This is a genomic window from Aequorivita nionensis, assembly GCF_046352995.1.
Lineage (GTDB): Bacteria > Bacteroidota > Bacteroidia > Flavobacteriales > Flavobacteriaceae > Aequorivita > Aequorivita nionensis.
The window spans coordinates 2,478,158-2,497,360 of sequence record NZ_CP130281.1; the positions used below are offsets into that span (position 1 = coordinate 2,478,158).

Genomic DNA, 19,203 nt, shown 5'->3' on the forward strand with positions numbered 1-19,203 from the left:
TCTTTTGAAACAGACAACAACAATCATTTAAAATGTATCCAATTACAGTCTTTTATTTTTTAAAAATGCTCATATTTGAATCGTAAATAGGGCTATCTACCGCTAAAAAGTCCAAGACACTGTGAAAAATGTTATGTTGTGAATATTCTTGACTATCCTTTAGTTTTCTTGAATCGTCAGACAGCCAAACAATAAACGGAATGTCCAGTTGCTCTTTTGGAGCTATACTGGCGGGTATTCCGTGCATATACAAGTTGTTTTCCCCCAAAGATTCACCATGATCAGAAATAAAAATCATAGAAGAATTGTAGCCTTCCAAATGTTTTAAATCGTCTATTAGGGTGGCTAAAATATAGTCGGTATAGACAATGGTATTATCATACGCATTTATCAATTCTTCCTGAGTGCAATTTGCCAATTCCACACTTTTACATACTGGAGAAAACTTTTCAAATTGTGCTGGGTATTTTTTAAAATACGTAGGGCCGTGGCTGGTACTTGTGTGTAAAACAACCAATATTTTATCTTTTTTACTCGCCAATATCTGTTCTGTCAGACCGTTTAATAATATCTCATCAAATTCACAACTTTCCCCTTCACACCGTTCGCGTAAAGCTTCCTTGTTGTCAAAATTTTTCACGTGTACCGGCGGCTCTCCCCAGTTGGTGGATCGCCAGATGACTTCTACGTCGTTTCTAAATAAGTAATTCGGTAAAATTTCATAAAGGTCACCCGTGTCTTTATGTTCTAAAATACACTTAAGGCCAGCCGTGGTATATGTTGCACAGGATTGGGCGTTGTAGTGATGCACATTTTCTATTTTTGAAAGCAAAGGGTTGGTCTCTTTTTTATAACCGTAAAGCGAAAAATTTTCACTCCTGGCAGATTCTCCAATGACAAGAACAAATACGGATTTTTCAGTATTTTTTATGGTAGCGTTCGGCAATAAAATTTCTTTTTCATTTTTCTCGCTCTTGTGTTTGTAAAATAAACTGATATTAACAGCGTAGGACCAGGGCATTGCCAAACCACCCAAGGTTTTGGAGTTTTTATCAATCCAAAGCCAATTTGAAGCGTTGGCAAAAGCAATAAAAACCAGCACTATTAAGGTTAAAAATATATGGATTAAAAACTTTTTTGGTTTTACACGAACGAACTTAATTTTAAATAGTAATATACTTGGTATAATTCCTATTAAGATTACATAAAGAACCAATCCAAAAGAGAAGAAACTACTGGACTCTTCGTAATTGGTGTTTAGCACATTGCCAATCATTGTTTCGTCTATAATAACGCCATAAGTGTTTACAAAATACACAGCAATTGCGTTGATGATGAAAAACAGAGCCATTAGCCATTTTCCCACCTTTCGCAATAAAAACAATACTAAATAAAAAAAGAAAGCATTTGCAAGTATGGCCGCAATTGTTAAACTGACCAGCAGTAAAATACCGTTCAAGCTTTTAACATCAATATTGCCAAAAACGAATTTAAAAAAAGGGTAGTGGTATAGAACTAAATTAATAAAGCTAAAAAGCAGGGCAAAATAACTTGCTTTAATTTCTTTTGACATAAGCATTTGCAATTATAAAAAAAGTTATAACTAATGATAGCAATGATAAATAAAATATGGGCAAATTTAAGGCTACAATTTTTTTTACAATAAGAAATGCCCAGATTAATAAAATTACCATAAAAAAAGGATAAACTCTTTTGTTCTTGATCCATTCCAACCACGCCACATTATTATTTACCTTAATACCGATAATTGCTGCCAGATAACCAATTGCACTGCCAATAATAACATCAAATGGATAGTGCGCACCAACACCGACCCTTGAAAACACTATAAAAAAACCAACTATAAAAAAAAGTAAAATCCATGCTGTTTTATAGATGATTTTTTTGGGCATAAATGCATATAAAAGTATGGTTATGACAATTAAGGCTGTCATGGAATGTCCTGAAGGCAAAGAGGTGTGGCCTATAAGTGTTTTGCCCATGATTGTAAAGCTTTCATTGTCAAACATTGCTGCGGGTCTTGGCACTGCAAAAAACCTTTTGAGTACGGCAGATACTATTAAAGTAATTATTGAAGATGTTAACAATGCCTGCCAAAATTTAGGGGCATAGAAAAGAAAAATAATTACCAGTGGATAAAATATCAACGCATCACCCAGTTGGGTCAAGTTAAACTGTAAATTGGGATATTCAGATAAATTACTGTTTAGGAAATAAAATAAGGCTTTTTGACTTGCAATATATTCATCACTAAAATTAGTTCCAGCAGAAAGGGAAAAATATAAAAAAAATTAAAACAGTACTAAAAGAGGAGGAATTAAAAACCATAATTTTACGTTTCTAAAATTGTTTCCTACTACAGTGTCCAGTTCAAAATTATTTGTCATTAATATTGATTTGTTAAAGCTGTTTAAACGCTAATTTTAAGGATAAATGTATAGCGCATTTTTAGCTGTTTTTTCAATTCTGAAAATTACAATTTAATTTTTAATGAATTCTGAAGATGTTAATATTCCTCTGCTTTAATATTTCTTTAGAATCTCTCACGACTTTTATTGTGTTAAATTTGAAAGATGAAATATCTCATAGCCGAAGACGAAATTGAACTGCAACAGTCAATAGTTACTTATCTGCAACGCGATGGAAATTTATGTGAAGTAGCCTCAAATTTTAATGAAGCTTCAGAAAAGGTCGCTATTTATGATTACGATGTAATTATTCTGGATATAAATTTGATTTCGGGCAGTGGGCTTGACATTCTCAAATTCATAAAAAAAGAAAAGAAAGATGTTGGCGTAATTATAATTTCGGCAAACAATTCACTAACGGATAAACTGGAAGGGCTCGATTTAGGCGCAGATGATTATATAACGAAACCATTTCATTTGGCCGAATTGAATGCTAGGATAACAGCAGTCTTACGAAGGGGAAAATATGGAGGGGATGAATTAATTGAGTTTAATGAAATAAAAATAGATACACGCTCAAGAACTGCATATATTGATGGAAAAGCAATGGCACTAACTAAAAAGGAATATGATCTTCTTGTGTTTTTTGTATCGAATAAAGGGAGGGTGCTTTCAAGGGAAATCATAGCAGAACATCTTTGGGGCGATAATAGTGATTTGTTGGATAATTTTGATTTCATTTATGTGCACATCAACAATTTGAGAAAAAAACTGACTGCCGAGGGTGCAAAATATATTAAAACGGCCTATGGAAGTGGCTACAAATTTATAGAAGATTGAAGGTGGCAAAAAAAACAAAACTTATTAAAAAAACGTCAAAGACCTTTCTCTTGACCGGGCTTGTGCTGACAGTTTTAAGTTCCATCGTTCTATATTTTTACACAAAAAGCTTGCTTCAAGATCAAGTGGAAGAAAGTCTTTATTCCACAGAGGCTCGGGTTGTGGATGCTTTAAAAAATGATCAAATTGTACTTTCATTTCCTCCTATCACGCAACTGAAAAAAGTACAACATATAAGGCCAGAAATTTTAAAGGACACAATTATTTATGATCCATCGCAAGATGAGATGGAAGCCTTCCGTGAACTCTCAACCTATAAGGAAATAAAGGGACAGATATATAAAATTACGGTCAGAAATCTAGTGGTGGAATCTGAGGATATCCTTGTGGCCATTGTATTTTCAAATATCACCATTTTTGTTTTGGCATTTTTATTTCTGTTCTTTTTCAATACCACAAAGAATATTAAGCTTTGGAATCCTTTTTTCACAAATCTGGAACAGATGAAAAAATTCTCACTTTCATCCAATGAAGAAATTCAACTTGTTGACAGCGACGTTTTGGAATTTTCTGAACTGAAAGATGAAATACTATTATTGACTTCCAAGGTAAAAAATGACTATGAAAATCTAAAACAGTTTACAGAAAATGTCTCGCATGAAATGCAGACACCTTTGGCCATCATTCAGGCAAAGATTGACAATATTATAAATGAACACGACATTAACGATAAACAGTTTGAGCAAATTTCTTCCATTCAAAAAGATATTCAGCGCTTAAAACATCTTAACCAACGGGTTACTATACTTACTAAAATTGATAACAATCAGTTTGTAAAGGTTGAAAATGTAAATATTACTAAACTTTTAAAAGAAAAAATTGAAAATTTTAAAGAGTTGGAAATTAACTATATATCTCTAAATTCAAAAAATGACCTTATCGCTTCAATGGATATTTATCTTGCGGATATTTTGATAAATAACTTAATTTCAAATGCAATAAAACACAATTTTGAAGAAAAAGATATCTCTATAACAACAGAAAACAAAACGCTCGTAATATCAAACTATGGTCAAAATGAGCTGCTGCATCCCGAAAAACTTTTTATGAGATTCTACAGAGAAGTAAACTCTGTACAATCCTCAGGGCTTGGGCTGGCCATCTTAAAAAAGATATGTGACCTTTATAAGTTTGATCTTTCCTATAATTTTTCTGAAAACCAACATTCCTTCACTTTAGTTTTTAAATAATCATTCTTTAGATTCTCTTAAAACCAACTTTAGATTTGGTATTTATTTTTACCTCATAATTTAAACACTATTAGTTATGAAAACAATAAAAGTAATAGTAGCAGTATTAATTTCTTCAGTTATGTTTAGTTTCTGTTCCGCTGGAGAAAAGGTGCCGCAAAAAGTAAAGGACGCTTTTGCTAAAAAGTTCCCAACCGCAAAATCTGTGAAATGGGACAAAGAATCTGCCAATGAATGGGAGGCAGAGTTTAAAATGAATAAAATGGAATATTCTGCAAATTTTTCGGAAGATGGTATTTGGAAAGAAACCGAGCACGAAATATCTGAAAATGATTTACCAGAATCGGTTAAGAAGGCATTGGCCGATGGCTTTCCCAGCTTCAAAACCGAAGAGATGGAAATATCTGAAACCACATCTGGAACAGTTTATGAATTTGAAATTGAAAAAGATGAAACCGATATGGAAGTGGCCATTGATGCTTCAGGAAAAATTACTAAACAAGAAATGAAAAAAGAAGAATCAAATAAAGACGACAAAGATTAGATTAGTTTTTTAGGTTAAGTAAGTTGTTGGTTATTAAAGTGCCGTGAAGTGCCATTTCACGGCGCTTTTTTTTATGGCAATAAATAAGTTTATCTATTTGGGCAACATGTGGCAACGGTGGAAAATCGTTTTTTGAAACCTATTTTGGATAGCTTTACAATACCGAAGTTTGGTCAGTTAGAGAAAATTAGAAAAAAAAGAGCGCACCGAATATTGTGGCACGCTCTTTTAATAATGTCGGGATGACAAGATTTGAACTTGCGACCCCACGCCCCCCAGACGTGTACGCTACCAGGCTGCGCTACATCCCGAATTTTGAAATGCAAAAATAACCAAATTATAAAGTTTGGCAAGTAGATTTTTGTTTAAATGACATACTTAAATCCATTAATGATTATTAGTATTTTCTTAAGCCATATTCCTTTTTTCATTGTTTATTTTTGATAAAATAAAAAAATGACCACCGTGAAGAAAATTGAAAATCATTACGACCTAATCTGTGTTGGGGGCGGAATTATGAGCGCCACACTTGCGCTAATGCTGAAACTGATAGATAAAAACCAAAAAATACTTATACTAGAAAGGTTGGACAGGGTGGCTTTGGAAAGCTCCGCAGCTTGGAATAATGCGGGAACGGGACATTCCGCTTTTTGCGAGTTGAATTACACATCCGAAAACGAAGATGGTTCCATCGATGTTTCAAAGGCAATAAAAGTTTGCACCCAATTTGAAAAATCGAAACAGTTTTGGTCCTTTTTGATAAATAATAATTTAATTAAAAACCCAAAAGATTTTATTCACCCTGTTCCGCACCATAGTTGGGTGGAAGGAGAAGATAATGTTGAATTTCTGAAGAAACGCGTAGCCGAAATGACAAAGCATCCTATGTTTGAGGGAATGAAATTTTCAGAAGATTTTAATGAAATGGAACAGTGGTTTCCGTTGATGATGACTGGAAGAAGTACTTCGGAAAAAATAGCGGCAACCCGAATGGAATTAGGCACAGAGGTAAATTACGGTGTGCTTACCCGAACCTTTTTCAAAATTTTGGAAGAAAAATTTGACACCCCAGTTTTCACCCAGCACGAAGTTGAAGATGTAGATCCCACGAAGGACGAAGATTGGTTAGTGAAGATTAAAAATCTCGAAACGAAGGAAAAAATTCATTGTGATGCTGAGCATGTTTTTATTGGCGCCGGCGGTGGTGCATTGCCGTTGCTCCAAAAAGTGGAAATAAATGAAAAGGAAGGTTACGGCGGTTTTCCGGTAAGCGGAGAATGGCTAATCTGCAACAATCGCGAAGTCATTGAAAAGCATCATGCAAAAGTGTACGGCAAAGCTGAAGTAGGGGCGCCCCCAATGTCCATGCCACATTTAGACACGCGCTATATTGACGGAAAACAGGAACTTTTGTTCGGACCTTTCGCGGGTTTCAGCACTAAATTTTTAAAGGAAGGATCGTTTTTTGATCTTTTCAAAAGTATTAAATGGGATAATATCCCTTCTATGTGGGGTGTTTTTTGGCATAATATTCCGCTCACAAAATATCTTATAGAGCAAGTGCGAATGGGTCATGAGGATAGAATGGAAGAACTTCGAAAGTTTATAAAAAACGCAAAAAACACAGATTGGGATTTGAAAGTTGCAGGACAGCGTGTGCAGATAATAAAACGCGATGAAGAGGAGGGAGGTACGCTTGAATTTGGAACTGAGGTGGTTCACAGTAAAGATGGAAGAATCACAGCACTTTTGGGCGCTTCTCCTGGTGCTTCTGTGGCCGTCGATATTATGATTAATCTCTTGCATTTTGCTTATCCAGAGAAGACAAAATCCCAAGAATGGCAGCAAAAATTTTCTGAAATGGTGCCGTTTTGGAACAAAGAAATAGAACAAAATTCCGAAGAATTTAAAAATATACGCATCAAATGTTCTGAAGTACTTCAAATAAATCTTCCGAAGAAAAACGATAGGCTTGCTTAATACTTTAATAACAATTCTTCATAACTTTTAGAGGCACATTCCTTTGAAAGTTGCTATTTTTGCCATTCGAAAATCATTATTGAAGAAAATATCATGAGCGAAACTATTGAAAGAATTAAATGCCTTATCATTGGCTCGGGTCCAGCTGGATATACAGCGGCAATTTACGCTGCGCGTGCAGATTTAAAACCTGTTATGTACACAGGAATGGAACCTGGCGGACAATTGACTACTACCACTGAAGTAGATAATTTTCCCGGCTACCCCGAAGGAATTGACGGTCCAACAATGATGGTGCAACTGCAACAACAAGCCGAACGTTTTGGAACGCAAGTGAGAATTGGAATGGTTACCAACGTTGAATTTAGCAACGAAGTTGGTGGAATCCACAAAGTAACTGTTGATAACTCTACTAAAATTGAAGCTGAAACCGTGATTATTTCAACTGGTGCAACCGCAAAATATTTAGGATTGCCAAGTGAGCAAAAGTTGCGTGGTGGTGGTGTTTCCGCTTGTGCTGTTTGTGATGGTTTTTTCTATAAAAATCAAGATGTTGCAATTGTTGGAGCAGGAGACACTGCTGCTGAGGAAGCTACTTATTTGGCAAATATTTGTAAAAGTGTAACTATGCTTGTTCGTAAAGATTACATGAAAGCTAGTAAAGCTATGCAACATCGCGTTAATAACACAAAAAACCTAAAAGTACTTTACAATACCGAAGTTGATGAGGTGTTGGGAGATATGGTAGTGGAAGGTTTGCGAATGGTTAACAACCAAACGGGCGAAAAGGAAGAGATAAAAATTACAGGTCTTTTTATTGCAATCGGCCACAAACCGAATACTGATATTTTTAAAGGTCAGCTGGATATGGATGATACAGGGTATCTTATCACCAAAGGAAAATCTACAAAAACCAATAAGCCTGGCGTATTTGCAAGCGGCGATGTACAGGACAAAGAATACCGCCAAGCGGTAACCGCTGCGGGAACTGGCTGTATGGCTGCACTGGATGCAGAGCGTTATCTTGCAACAATTGAGACTGAAGTTACCGCATAATTCAAGCTTTTTAAAAAATAAAGAGAGCATCTGAAATTTTTCAGATGCTTTTTATTTTCCAATAAATTGAAAATTCAAAACATTCTCCGTTTCTAATAAATTATATTTGCAGGAAAACCAGTGGTATCAATGAAAATTCGTTTCTTCCTATTTGCTTTTATAGCATTATTTTCTGTGACTGCAAGCACACAGGAAATTATGGAACGGGAACAAATTTTCATTAAAAACCTCAATTCAGTATATCAAAACCCTGAACAGACCATTAAAGTTGCAGATTATCTTTTAGAAAATGCAGCTTCAAATTCTGAAAAAGCGAAAGCACTTTATTTACTTTCAAAAGGAAAAATTCTCAGCGGAGCTACTTCCGAAGGGATTGAGGATTTATTTCGTGCGAAGGAAATTTTAAAGGAAAACGAATCCCCTTTTATTGCTTCATTAGTTTTGGCGGCACTTTCCGAACAGTGCCGAATGGCTGGAGTTGAAGATATAGCTTCAACTGATTTACAGAAAGCGATAAACCTTTCAAAAGAAATCATTTCCGAAAAAGATTTGGCTATCGCCAACACAGTGATTTTTCAGGAAGAATCAAAGATTTTTTCCCGAAACAAGAATTATGAAAAAACATTCCAGAAATTAAAACAGGCTGAAAATTTATCAAATAATGAGGTTCCGGCACTGCGGGCAATTACACAGAATGAATTTGGCAATTACTATTTGAATAGTTCTAAAATTGACAGCGCCGAAGTACATTTTAAGAAATCAATTGCAATTTTAAATAGCTCGGAGTTAAACGATTCTTCTATTGAAAGTGTTGCCCTGCAAGGTTTGGGAAAGGTTTATTTGTTGAAGGATGATTTGGAAACTTCAATTCAATATTACAAAAGCGCCCTAAAAATTCCTTTTGTAGAGAACCCAATCAAAATTGAAGTGTTTGATAATCTATCTGAGTTATATAAAAGAACGGACAGCATATCGCTGGCGCAAAAGTTTTATAACGAAAAAGCTTTGTTAAATGCATCAATGCTCGATTCTGAACGAAATGTGCGGAGCGTCATTATTTCACACATCGATGCGGAGCAGCAAAATAATTTGCTTGACGACAAAAAGAACTATTACAAATGGGGTGCTGGGCTTGCCGTTCTTTTTTTACTAATATTCGTTGGCTATTATTTTTACAACAGAAAACTCAACAGAGAATACCAACGTTTCCAAAAAGTAATTGCCCAGGTAGAAAAAGACGAAAAATTGGAAGCGCCTTTCAGTATTGATGACACTTCTTTAAAACCATCCAAAGGCATAGTAATTCCTCAAGAAACCGAAAAAAATATTTTAGAGCGTTTGGAAGAATTTGAGGCAACAACAAAATTTGCGAACAGCAATATGAATTTAAGCCTGTTGGCAAAACAGATGAAGACAAATTCTAAATATATTTCAGAAATTATACATACCCACAAACAGAAAAATTTCAATACCTACATCAACGAGCTTCGCGTAAATTATATTATCCATTTGATGAAAACCGATAAAGCCTACTTAAACTACAAAGTAAGTTATCTGGCCGAAACTTGCGGTTTTTCCTCACATAGTGCGTTTACAGTTGTTTTCAAATCAATTACTGGTTTTACTCCCAAGCAATTTATCGCCTTTTTAAAGAAAAGCAAAAAGGAGAAAACGGCAACTTTTTAGTACCTTTCGGCTTGATGAAAACCCTACAATTTTTATATAAACTGTTTACAGTTTTCTGTGCTATTATTCTTTTTGGCAGCTCCTTCATGTTGCAGGCACAGACGCGTGCTCAATTGGATAGTTTGCGTTCTGAGGCCAGTGTTATAACCTATAACAATCCTGAGTTGGCAATTGAAAAAGGACTGGAACTTTATAAACTTGCAAAAAAAGATCCCTCAACCCAAATAGGAGCTTTGATAATAGTGGCTAACGGATATGCTGTTTTAAAGAATCACGACAAAGTTTTGGAGTATGCATTTCGGGCTGACTCAATTGCAAAAAAAAGTGAAAACTTCACAGATAGAATACGTGTTCTCGGTTTTATTGGCGGGGAATACCAACGCTTGAATTTGAGCGATAAAGCGTTGAATTATTTAGATCAGGCTTACGATATTTCTGTAAGCCATCCCTTGCCCGATTCCTTAAAATTTCTTCAAGGCAATATTCTTTTTGTAAAAGGATTGATTCAAAAGGATAAATTGGGCTGTGAGTATGCCTTGCAATATTTTAAGCAAGCAGAAGAAGTTTTCAAAAGTAATATTTCCAGCAAGGCCATAAATGCAAGTATTGCCATAGCAAGCAATAAAATAGGCGATTGCAATTTTGAAATGAAGAATTACAAAATAGCAAGGGAGAATTATGAAGAATCCATTTTTTACGCCAAAAAAATAAATGCCATAAAAAGTATTGCCTATTCTGAACTTGGTTTGGCTAAAATCCTTTCAGTAGAGGGTGAAAATAGCAGCGCTATTGAAATGTTGGAAGAAGCGAAAGCCTCTATTAAAAATGTGAACGACATTGGTACAAATAGCGAAATCTATAAAGCACTTTCCGAAAATTATACTGCCATTGGCGATGCTGAAAATGCCAATAAATACACTTCGCTTTATTTGGCTGAACAAGAAAAATTACTTTCCGAAGAAAAGAAATCGCTAAATAAAGTTGTGAGCGATTTGTCTTCAGAAAACGTAAAAAAGCGTGAGGAACAAAAAGACAAATACAACTACCTTTTTCTGTTTTTTGGAATTGTTTTACTGCTTGTAATTCTCATCGTGGTGAGAAAAATCATTGCCAAAAGACGAAAAATATCCCTTCACAAAGAAGAATTGAACAAATCTTCCAAAAATAAAAAATAACAAGTTAATTATTTGTTTTTTAAATAGTTAGTATTATTTTTTGTTTTTTAAATTTCGTGAAATTTCACGAAAATCAAAAAACCTTTCCTTTTATTATAGTATATGGCGTTGTAGGTTTACGCTTCAGAATATTAATTTTTTTAAACAATTTTAGAAATGAAAAAATCACTACAAATTTTACTGTTTTTATTCCTATGTGTGGGGCAGTATGCAAATGCACAGTGTGACATCTCTGAGAATTTCGATTCTTACGGGAATAATGAAGTGCCAACTGATTGGACGATGATAAACACCACAGGTGATTCACAGGCTTATGGGAAGGTTACAAGTAATCCCGCAGCACCAACTCCTCCAAAATATTTTAGGATGTATAATGCAAACGCAACAACTGGGGAATTAATTTTTATATCACCCATGAACGCTACTACTTCTGATGGAAATCACCGTTTAAAGTTTTATGCACAGGGCTCAGTAGAATCTAGTTTGATTGTGGGCACAACAAATGTTGGTGATGGAACAGGAACATTTACCACCGTTGCAACAATAGCTTTAACGGGTACCACAAATTCAGACTGGGTAGCACAGGAGGTTATTATTCCAGCAGGAACAGACCAATACATTTTTTTTCAGCATAACCTTGGATCAACATTTGACCAAGTTAATATAGATAGCGTTTGCTTGGAAACTATTCCAACTTGTTTGGAAGTGACCAATGTGGCATTGTCAAATCCCACGCAAACTTCCGTAGATTTAACTTGGACCGAAAGCGGTACTGGCGAAGACAACTGGGAGTATGTGGTACAAGAAGTAGGAGGTGGCGAACCAACTACTAATGGTACGGAATATACATCAACAGACACAAACCTTTTGGTAACCGTTGATAATTTAGATTTTGATACAGATTATGAAGCATATGTGAGAGCTAATTGTGGTGGAGGCGATTATGGCGCTTGGATAAAAGCTGGCAATACCCTTAGAACATTATGCGGTGCATTCACTGATAATTTTTGTGATGATTTTGCAGGAATACCAGATAACACAGTGCCGTATTGCTGGAGCGTAGTTGATGAACCTGCTGGTGGATGGGCTTATGTAAATTATATAGGGTCGTACGGTAAAAATATGTTTGAATTGTTTTATACCACAACTACCACTGGTGATATTATTGCTATTTCTCCAGAATCAACTTTTGCAACTGATGGTACGCACCGTTTGCGACTCCAAGCAGGTACTTCAAGTGGTAGCCCCGCAGATGTTTTGGAAATTGGTACTATTGATGGTTCAGGTACTTTTGTACAATTTTCTGCGCTTACTTTAACTACAGATAGAAATGCCGTGTACTTGGTAGATTTACCAAACAACGGTCACTCAAAGTTTGCGTTTAAGCACAATGGAGCTGTAAATAAATATATTTGGATAAACACTGTTTGTGTGGAAGACATTCCTTCTTGTCTTGAAGTAACAGATGTTACTGCAACAAATGTTCAGTACAATTCAGCAGATATATCTTGGACTACAAGCGGTTCTGGGGAAACAACTTGGGAATACTTAGTGCAGGAAAGCACGCTGCCAGCGCCAGACTCTACTACAAACGGTACCGAAACAGGAACCAATTCTGTTACTGTTTCTTTGGATCAAAACACAGCATATATTGCTTATGCTCGCGCTAAGTGTGATGTGTCAGATTTTGGAGCGTGGATTGCTTCTGATGTATTTACAACAACTTGTGATACTAAAGTTGCAGAATACAGTGATAGTTTTGAAGGACTTAATGAAGATGGTCAAGATGTTAAGCCTTGCTGGTCAATTTTAGATACAACTACGGGAGATTTTAAAACCTACGCATCACAAAACAATATTTTACCTTCTGACGGCAATTTAATGTTGCGTATGTTTTTCAGCACAAGTTCAGATCCGGAAGGCTTAATTTTAAGCTCTCCCGAGACTTTAGATTTGAATGCTGATAAACAAATTAGGTTCAAAATGAATAAAAGCGCTTCTACTACTGAAGGTTTTAACATCATTGTTGGTACAATGTCAGACCCACAGGATGCTTCAACATTTGTAGTATTGGATGATACAACTCTTAATGAAACCAGTATTGTAGCAGAAACTTGGACGGAATTCACCATAAACTTTTCAAGCTATGACACTAGTTTAAACCATACATATATTGCTTTCAAACCACAACATTCTGGGAATGGAAGTAACTTTAAAAATATTTATATGGATGAATTTCATTATGAATATGTTACTCCACAAGGTTTAAATGATGAACCGGTTAATGCGGCTATATTGACAGCATCTGATGACTATATGTGCAACAATGCCATAACGGGAGATTTTGTAGGTGCAACCCGTACTACTAACTATCCTTGTACCAATCCTGATTACGATGCGTATAAAGATCTTTGGTACCGTTTTACACCGACTGAAACTGGAAAATATGCTTTTTCTATAGAAAGCATTACAGGTGAAGATGTGAACATATTCATTTTTGAAGGTTCTTCGGTAGATTTACAACCAATATCCGTTGGTTGTAGTACGCGATATACGGCCCCAATTCTTAATGGCGGTGAAACGTATTTTGTTTCTATTTCCAGCCCTGAACCAAACACGCAGTTTTCACTTTGCGTTTACAAATTTCCTGAAGTTCCCGTAAATGATGAGCCAAGTGGCGCTATTCTTTTAACGGAATCTGATGATGATACATGTAACAACGGTTTGGAAGGCTATACAGCTTCTGCAACCCATTCCATAGACGTAGATTGTGGAACGGATTTAATAGATGTTTGGTATACCTTCATTCCTACTCAAACAGCGAATTATACTTTTAGAAAAACCCTTATTAACGGCACGGCTCCAACCTATGTTGCTGTTTATTCTGGAACACCGGGTAATTTAACCCGCATATCAGAAACATGTACAACCTATTTGCAAAGGGTAGATTTAACTGCCGGAGAAACTTATTATGTTTCGGTTTCAAGTTCGTTAAGTTCCAGAGCAATTTATTTCACTATTTGCGCATATCCTTCCCCACCAGCGCCTGTAAATGATGAGTGTTCTGGAGGTATTGAATTAACTGTTGGTGCTGATTTTGAAACCAGTTATATAGTTGGCAATAGTACTTCTTCAACCCGAAATGTAAATGATCCTTTGGTAATTTGTTCTGCACTTGAATTTGAGGAAAAAGGAAAAGACGTTTGGTACAAAGTTACTGTTCCGGACTCAGGAAGATTGAAATTGGAAACCAAAACAAATAACGATCCTTATCTTAGTGATATGGGGCTTCAGGCATATAGTGGTATTTGTGGAAGTTTAACTACCATATATTGCGATAATGATGGGGGAGATGGATTTTTCAACTATATAGAACTTGATAATCTTGAACCTGGAACTGAAATTTTAGTACGAGCGTGGGGCTGGGCAGGAACTTATGGCTATTTTAAAATAGCAGCTTATGATGATTCGCCAACTTGTGCCTCTCCAACAGATATTTCAGTTGACGAAATAACTGAGACAACTGCATTGTTAACTTGGACTGCACCATCTCCAGCACCTACCGATGGTTATCAATACATCGTGCAATTGGCAGGAACTGGATACCCAGGAGCAGGAACAGGAGTCCCAACCTCTCAAACACAAGTAGCATTGGATAATTTAATGCCAGATACAGATTATGAAGTATATGTAAAATCAATTTGCAGTGCAAATGGAAGTGCTTGGGAAGGCCCAATTTTATTTACAACTCAAGTAACTGTAGGAATAACTGATCACGAAGCTGCTTCGTTTAAGTTTTATCCAAACCCTGTGAAAGATGTTTTGAACATTTCTTGCAAAGGATTCATTAAACAAGTAACTATCTATAATCTAGCAGGGCAAAAGGTTTATAACACTGAAATAAATAATACTTCAGGTGAAATAAATATGGCGCATTTGGCTTCAGGATTCTATTTGGTTGAAGCTAATGTAGATTCTGAACTTATAAGATTTAAAGTAATAGTTGATTAATTTTTATTGTTAGTAATGCAAAAGCCCCGTTCAAATTCATTTGAACGGGGCTTTTAATTTTACATTATAATTTGGGATTTACAATTTTGTAAACGTAAGAAGTTTAACATCCCCATTTCCACCACTTACATCTGAAAGTTCGATTTTAGAATTGCTCACAGAAACAATATTCCAATCATCATTAATTTCATCAAAAGGAGTTGTCTCGCTAAACTGTAGAACCAATTCTTCACCACTATTGGAAGAATTATCATAAGTCCAAGTACCATTTTCGGTAAAAAGATCATTTTGGGCTACAACGCTACCATCTTCGCCAAAGCTGAAGACAAAACTTTCAAAATCCGTTGTGTGGTCTGATTGGCCATCAATTAATTTGCTAACCATCCATTCACCTTGAGGTAGGGTAGTTTTAATTTCTTCAAACTCATTGGTATTTGCATTACCGGAGTCGTCATCAGAGCTACAGGATGCAAATACAACTACTGCTAATAATATCAATATTCTTTTCATGATTTTTTGTTTTTTTCAAATATGTAATTTTAATGGAGAAAACCTCTTAAAATTATTATAAATGACAAAAGGCCTAACAGTTTTTTAAGTTACTGTTAAGCCTTTTTTGGCAATTCAAGGTGTTTTTTAATAAAATAAAGAAATGTCGATAGCTTTACATTTTGTGTACACTCCCTGAATGACTTTTGTTTGAATTTACTGAAACTGGATTTCCGTAATAGTTTATATCACCGCCGCTACTAACGTGGGTTTCCAGTTTATCCTGTACGTTTACTGTTACTTCTGCACCGCTTGAAGCTTCAGCATTGCAATTGATTACCAAAAGTTCCTTTGCATCCAATTCACTTCCGCTAGAAGCATCTGCATTTAAGGATGTGGCTTTTCCTGAAACTTTTAAATCTGCGCCGCTGCTGCTTTTCGCAATTAAATCCTGAGCAAAAACTTCAACTTCTAAATCTGCACCGCTACTGCTTTTGAGTGTCAAATTTTGACTTTTTATTACGGAATTTCCAGTTACATCAGCGCCACTGCTGGCTTCGACAGTATTTAGTTCCTTAAAAGTGATATATACTTTTTTTGCCTTTGAATGCCCAATATTTTCAGAAGTGGTAACGTGGAGCTTTCCATTTTCAATATCGGTTTCAATATATTGAAGCAGGTTTTCATCAGCTTCTACTACAATTTTATTTTCGCTTCCTTTAGTAAGATAAACGTCTAATCCTGCGCTGCCACGCACTTCGGTAAAATCTGAAGTGACAGCACGTTCTTCAGTTACAACTTTTCCATTGCCGTTTTCTCCAGTATTAATATTAAGGTTGCAGGAACTTAAAATAAGTGCTGCTCCCATTGCGGTAATAAAGGTTGTTGTTTTCATATCTTTTGTTTTTGGTTATTAGTCTATTGTAATGGTTATAGTTTCACTTGTGTTATTTGAAGCGGTGCTTTTATTTTTGAAATCTTCTTTCACTTCCTCTTCCCAATCTTTATTCTTAATGGTTTTTACGCTGTCTATAATTTCTTCAGAATTGTTAATTTCTGTAGAATCCATTTGCTCCATAATTTCTTCTTTCTCATAACAATCAAGACATTCAGCTTCGTTTTTAAGAATTCTGAAATAATGAGCCTCATAATCCCATCCGCTCAATTCAGCAAAATCTGAATTATAACTATAATAGGAAGCTGCATTTTCTTCAGAATAAACAACGGTTCCCTCAGGCACATATACCGTTATTTCAACTTGCTGGTCACGGTATTTATTTTTGGTATCTGTAATGAAAAACCCATCGAGCATCAAACTATTATTTTCAAAAGAATATTTGTATTCTATGGCTTCAGCTCGTTTTTTTGCATCGAGTTGATTGTTTCCTTCAGCAGATTTTTCAATTACTATTTTCCCGATTAAATCCTTTGAAGGCTTTATGTTTACAATAATGTCATTAGAATAGATTATTCTTTTATCATCTTCGGTGTATTTTAACTCTAGACCATTCTTACGTCTCACTTCATAACTGAATTGTTTATCGGCACGCATGGCGATTCTTAAGGTATCTCCAGTGTTTATGGCAATTACTTGTTCCTCAATATAATTACCATCGTAAGCTTGTTCGGTTGCTTGTTTTATACCCAAGATAGCCAAACCGATTACGGATAAAGCCCAAACCACAATTAGTAATATTTTTACGGTAGAGCTCATAGATTTTAGGTTACTGATTAAAAGTTTTAGACCTAAAACAAAGAGCACAAAGAATGGAATGCCGATTGCGAATAAGGATAACAGTGCTAACAGCCATATTGGAACATTGGTGGTATCAACCAGAGCAATGTATTCAGTTATTTCAGAATTGCCCCAAAAATCTATGGAACCAAATGTGAAAAAACCTACTACCAGTCCAATAATAGTAGAAAGAGCAACGATGATTATCAGCACTCCAATAAACTTTACAAAAACTTTAAAGAGTGTCATGATTACGTTTCCCAAACTATCTGCAAAACTGGATGCACCACTTTTTACCTTGTTGCCGTATTTGTCGTAATCTACGTTTTTTACACGGTCTGCAACATTGTCAAAACCTTCCTTGAATTTTCGTTCAATGTTTGAAATGTTGACTGGTTCGCCAGTCATTCGCAACTTTTCTGAAGTTGTAAGTGCTGGCGGAACCAAAATCCACAATAATATATAGACAACCACTGGAGAACCAAAACCAGCAACAATCAACAGTATCCATAGAAGACGGATCCAAATTGCATCAATCCCAAAATAATGGCCCAGACCAGAGGAAACCCCTGAAATATATTTGTTGTCAATATCTCTAAAAAGTTGTTTGTGTGAAGCATTTCCGCGAGATTTTGAATATGTTTTTGACGAAGAAGGGGCATCCTCAAAAATCTCGTCATCAACTTCATAATCTTCCGGCTGTCCCATAACAGCAATCACCTCGTCCAGATTTTTCAAGGTTATTACTTGGGATGGGCTTTCAATTTTTTCAGAAAAAAGTTCGCCTATGCGGGCTTCTATGTCCTGCATTATCTCTTCACTTCCGTCAGCACCTTTTAGCGATTTACGGATGGCGTCCAGGTAGCGCGAAAGTTTCCCAAAGGCATCTTCATCTATGTGGAACGAAGTGCCTGCCAAATTTATATTTACTGTCTTGTTCATTTTGTGTTTTTTTCGCTGGTTACTTTGTTTACGGCCTGTTGCAATTCTGCCCAGGTATCGTTCAATTCGGTTAAAAATAATTTACCGGTGTCGGTAAGATCATAATACTTTCGTGGCGGTCCGCTGGTAGATTCTTCCCAACGGTAGGAAAGCAATCCCGCATTTTTAAGCCTTGTGAGCAGCGGATAGATTGTACCTTCCACGACAAGCATTTTTGCGTCTTTAAGGGTTTCAAGAATGTCTGAAGTGTAAGCTTCACCGTCTTTTAAAACGGAAAGAATGCAGAACTCCAAAACCCCTTTTCGCATCTGCGCTTTTGTGTTTTCGATTTTCATAATTCGTTTTTACTTGTTTTTAATTCCTGTTCGTTATTGATGATGAATGAATAAGGTAGCACGCTTGCGGTTTCTTCACATTGTTGATGAGTCAATGTGCTAACAGTTTCCTGTTCCGTCGGCATGCTTACGCCTATAAACTGCAAAATGGCAGCCAATAGGTAACTAACTAATGTGCTCATTTTGAATAGGGTTAAGATTGGTTTTTATAAATTGAATGCTAAGTGGATATTTATAAAGCTGTCCGCGCGAAGCGTGGATGGAAGCATTGATCACGGCATAAAGTTCAAAAACGAACAATGCCAAGAGCAACAAAATTGCCAACCCAAACAACAATATATAACCAGACAGATTTTGAATGTTGTTCACTGAAAAATGTCCAGCACTATGATCGATTGTTTCTATCAATGAAATAAAATCTGTGGCGAAAATGATAAAGAAGGGAAGGCATATTAGACCTATTAATATAGTATAGATCAAAACGCTCAACTGAAAATTGATAGCTTGTTTTCCGTGTTCGTCCACAAAAGCTTTTTCTTTATTAAAAGTCCAAATCAATAAAGGAGCGATAAAATTCGCAAACGGAAAAAAGTACTTTAAAAAAGTAGACAAGTGAATGAATGCACTTATGTTTTTTTGGTTTTCTGAAATTGTAGTTTCCATAGCTTGTTATTTTCTTATACAAATATATGTCTAAAAGATAGTAGTGTGTTACGCATAGTACTAAAATT

At 35.7% G+C, this 19,203-nt stretch carries 16 protein-coding genes and 1 tRNA gene; 8 read left to right on the forward strand and 9 right to left on the reverse strand.

What is annotated here, in order from left to right; all coding sequences use genetic code 11:
* Window positions 1-52 precede the first annotated feature (52 nt).
* Both eptA and Q2U82_RS11265 read right to left on the reverse strand, forming a co-directional pair.
* Entirely contained in the window at window positions 53-1,579 is a 1,527-nt protein-coding gene (eptA, locus tag Q2U82_RS11260) for a phosphoethanolamine--lipid A transferase EptA (RefSeq protein ID WP_410004967.1), read from the reverse strand.
* A complete protein-coding gene (locus Q2U82_RS11265; RefSeq protein WP_410004968.1) occupies window positions 1,557-2,189 on the reverse strand; it encodes a phosphatase PAP2 family protein in 633 nt (210 codons plus the stop codon). The genes eptA and Q2U82_RS11265 overlap by 23 nt, the downstream gene beginning before the upstream one ends.
* Before the next feature lie 405 nt (window positions 2,190-2,594).
* Between Q2U82_RS11265 and Q2U82_RS11270 the strand changes: the two genes are divergently transcribed.
* The 3 genes from Q2U82_RS11270 to Q2U82_RS11280 all read left to right on the forward strand — a co-directional run bounded on the left by Q2U82_RS11270 (window position 2,595) and on the right by Q2U82_RS11280 (window position 5,063).
* Window positions 2,595-3,269 (forward strand): response regulator transcription factor, encoded by a 675-nt coding sequence (locus Q2U82_RS11270; RefSeq protein ID WP_410004969.1) that lies wholly within the window; start codon window positions 2,595-2,597, stop codon window positions 3,267-3,269.
* A gap of 110 nt (window positions 3,270-3,379) precedes the next feature.
* Complete coding sequence (locus Q2U82_RS11275) at window positions 3,380-4,519, forward strand: sensor histidine kinase (protein WP_410004970.1); 1,140 nt, start codon at window positions 3,380-3,382, stop codon at window positions 4,517-4,519.
* A gap of 76 nt (window positions 4,520-4,595) precedes the next feature.
* A complete protein-coding gene (locus tag Q2U82_RS11280) occupies window positions 4,596-5,063 on the forward strand; it encodes a PepSY-like domain-containing protein (RefSeq protein ID WP_410004971.1) in 468 nt (155 codons plus the stop codon).
* A 237-nt stretch (window positions 5,064-5,300) separates the two neighbouring features.
* On the opposite strand, the gene Q2U82_RS11285 is transcribed toward Q2U82_RS11280, so the two are convergent.
* A tRNA-Pro gene (locus Q2U82_RS11285) sits at window positions 5,301-5,374 on the reverse strand.
* A 145-nt stretch (window positions 5,375-5,519) separates the two neighbouring features.
* Between Q2U82_RS11285 and mqo the strand changes: the two genes are divergently transcribed.
* The 5 genes from mqo (at window position 5,520) to Q2U82_RS11310 (ending at window position 14,971) form a co-directional block, all read left to right on the forward strand.
* Window positions 5,520-7,043, forward strand: a complete 1,524-nt coding sequence (gene mqo / locus Q2U82_RS11290) for a malate dehydrogenase (quinone) (RefSeq protein ID WP_410004972.1) — start codon at window positions 5,520-5,522, stop codon at window positions 7,041-7,043.
* Between the two features lie 93 nt (window positions 7,044-7,136).
* Window positions 7,137-8,099 (forward strand): thioredoxin-disulfide reductase, encoded by a 963-nt coding sequence (gene trxB, locus Q2U82_RS11295; RefSeq protein WP_068762626.1) that lies wholly within the window; start codon window positions 7,137-7,139, stop codon window positions 8,097-8,099.
* 129 nt (window positions 8,100-8,228) lie between these two features.
* Window positions 8,229-9,785 carry a helix-turn-helix domain-containing protein gene (locus Q2U82_RS11300; RefSeq protein ID WP_410004973.1) on the forward strand — a complete coding sequence of 519 codons (1,557 nt, stop codon included), beginning with the start codon at window positions 8,229-8,231 and terminating at the stop codon, window positions 9,783-9,785.
* A gap of 14 nt (window positions 9,786-9,799) precedes the next feature.
* Window positions 9,800-10,960, forward strand: a complete 1,161-nt coding sequence (locus Q2U82_RS11305) for a tetratricopeptide repeat protein (protein WP_410004974.1) — start codon at window positions 9,800-9,802, stop codon at window positions 10,958-10,960.
* Window positions 10,961-11,116: 156 nt separating this feature from the next.
* Complete coding sequence (locus Q2U82_RS11310) at window positions 11,117-14,971, forward strand: fibronectin type III domain-containing protein (protein WP_410004975.1); 3,855 nt, start codon at window positions 11,117-11,119, stop codon at window positions 14,969-14,971.
* 78 nt (window positions 14,972-15,049) lie between these two features.
* On the opposite strand, the gene Q2U82_RS11315 is transcribed toward Q2U82_RS11310, so the two are convergent.
* From Q2U82_RS11315 to Q2U82_RS11340, 6 genes are all read right to left on the reverse strand, one after another.
* Window positions 15,050-15,481: a hypothetical protein gene (locus tag Q2U82_RS11315; protein WP_410004976.1), complete on the reverse strand. Its 432-nt coding sequence runs from the start codon at window positions 15,479-15,481 to the stop codon at window positions 15,050-15,052.
* A gap of 154 nt (window positions 15,482-15,635) precedes the next feature.
* Complete coding sequence (locus tag Q2U82_RS11320; protein WP_410004977.1) at window positions 15,636-16,355, reverse strand: head GIN domain-containing protein; 720 nt, start codon at window positions 16,353-16,355, stop codon at window positions 15,636-15,638.
* Window positions 16,356-16,373: 18 nt separating this feature from the next.
* On the reverse strand, window positions 16,374-18,137 hold the full coding sequence (locus Q2U82_RS11325; protein ID WP_410004978.1) for a PspC domain-containing protein: 1,764 nt from the start codon (window positions 18,135-18,137) through the stop codon (window positions 16,374-16,376).
* The gene (locus Q2U82_RS11330) at window positions 18,134-18,472 is read right to left on the reverse strand and encodes a PadR family transcriptional regulator (protein WP_068762633.1); all 339 of its coding nucleotides are present in this window, start codon (window positions 18,470-18,472) and stop codon (window positions 18,134-18,136) included. Before Q2U82_RS11330 ends, Q2U82_RS11325 begins: the two co-directional genes overlap by 4 nt.
* On the reverse strand, window positions 18,469-18,654 hold the full coding sequence (locus tag Q2U82_RS11335) for a hypothetical protein (RefSeq protein WP_410004979.1): 186 nt from the start codon (window positions 18,652-18,654) through the stop codon (window positions 18,469-18,471). Before Q2U82_RS11335 ends, Q2U82_RS11330 begins: the two co-directional genes overlap by 4 nt.
* Window positions 18,638-19,135 carry a DUF4870 domain-containing protein gene (locus tag Q2U82_RS11340; RefSeq protein ID WP_410004980.1) on the reverse strand — a complete coding sequence of 166 codons (498 nt, stop codon included), beginning with the start codon at window positions 19,133-19,135 and terminating at the stop codon, window positions 18,638-18,640. The genes Q2U82_RS11335 and Q2U82_RS11340 overlap by 17 nt, the downstream gene beginning before the upstream one ends.
* Window positions 19,136-19,203: the final 68 nt, after the last annotated feature.